Genomic DNA, 1,485 nt, shown 5'->3' with positions numbered 1-1,485 from the left:
CGCCATCAATGATGTTGTCATTGGCGATCAGATCGGCAATGTTCAGCGTCACCGCCTGATCCTGATCGGTTGAAGCCGTATCATCGGTTGCGGTATTGTTCACATCGGCAAAGTCGATGGTGGTGGTGGCTGTGGTGGTCGTTGTGCCATCAGAGACAGAGAAGTTGATCGGCTGCTCGCCCTCTTCATCAGACACAATCGTCCAGGTGCCATCCCCATTATCGGTGATAGACACATCCGGGTCTGTGCTGGAAACATCCGTGATAGAAAGCGTATCGCCATCCACGTCACTTGCTGCCGCCAGCAGGTCCGCTGCTGTCAGGGTATATTCTGCATATTCGGTACCGTCTGCCAGATCGATAGAGTCAATGACAGGGGCGTCATTTTCAGGCGTCACCGTCAGGTTCACGGTGGCAATCTGGGTTTCCCCGTCGTTATCGGTGACCGTATAGGTAAAGCTGTCCGTGCCGTTATAATCATCAGCTGGCGTATAGGTCACTGTGCCATCATCATTCAAGAGCGCAACACCGTTTGTGGGTTGCGTAATGCCTGTGACCGTGCCGCCATCAACGATGGTGTCATTGTCAATCACATTGATGGTTTTGCTGCTGTCTTCCGCCAGTGTTGCACTGTCATCGGCCAATGTATTGTCGATATCGGCAATATCCACATCCACGGTGGCAGAGGTGGTCTGGCCGTCTTCATCCGTGATGGTATAGACGAAGCTTGCATCCGCACCGTCATAGCCCGCATCCGGGGTGAAGGTAATGGTGCCATTTTCCGTATCGATAGAGACCGTACCGTTTTGGGCCCCGGACACACCTGTAATAGTGCCGCCATCAATGATGTTGTCATTGGCGATCAGATCGGCAATGTTCAGCGTCACCGCCTGATCCTGATCGGTTGAAGCCGTATCATCGGTTGCCGTGTTGTTCACATCGGCAAAGTCGATGGTGGTGGTGGCTGTGGTGGTCGTTGTGCCATCAGAGACAGAGAAGTTGATGGGCTGCTCGCCCTCTTCATCAGACACAATCGTCCAGGTGCCATCCCCATTATCAGTGATAGACACATCCGGGTCTGTGCTGGAAACATCCGTGATAGAAAGCGTATCGCCATCCACATCAGAAGCTGCCGCCAGAAGGTCCGCTGCTGTCAGGGTATATTCTGCATATTCGGTACCGTCTGCCAGATCGATAGAGTCAATCACAGGCGCGTCATTTTCAGGTGTGACCGTCAGGTTCACGGTGGCAATCTGGGTTTCCCCATCGTTATCGGTGACCGTATAGGTAAAGCTGTCCGTGCCGTTATAATCATCAGCTGGCGTATAGGTCACTGTGCCATCATCATTCAAGAGCGCAACACCGTTTGTGGGTTGGGTAATCCCTGTGACCGTACCGCCATCAACGATGGTGTCATTGTCAATCACATTGATGGTTTTGCTGCTGTCTTCCGCCAGTGTGGCACTGTCATCCGCCAATGTATTGT

Annotated in this window: 1 protein-coding gene; it reads right to left on the bottom strand. The window is 52.7% G+C overall.

What is annotated here, in order from left to right; all coding sequences use genetic code 11:
- On the bottom strand, positions 1-1,485 hold a 1,485-nt coding region (locus RYZ26_RS19805), incomplete at both ends, for a tandem-95 repeat protein (RefSeq protein ID WP_317684990.1).

This window comes from Terasakiella sediminum, from assembly GCF_033100395.1.
Taxonomy (GTDB): Bacteria; Pseudomonadota; Alphaproteobacteria; order Rhodospirillales; family Terasakiellaceae; genus Terasakiella.
The sequence above is the reverse complement of the archived record's forward strand: the minus strand, read 5'-3'. Positions and strand labels throughout refer to the sequence as shown.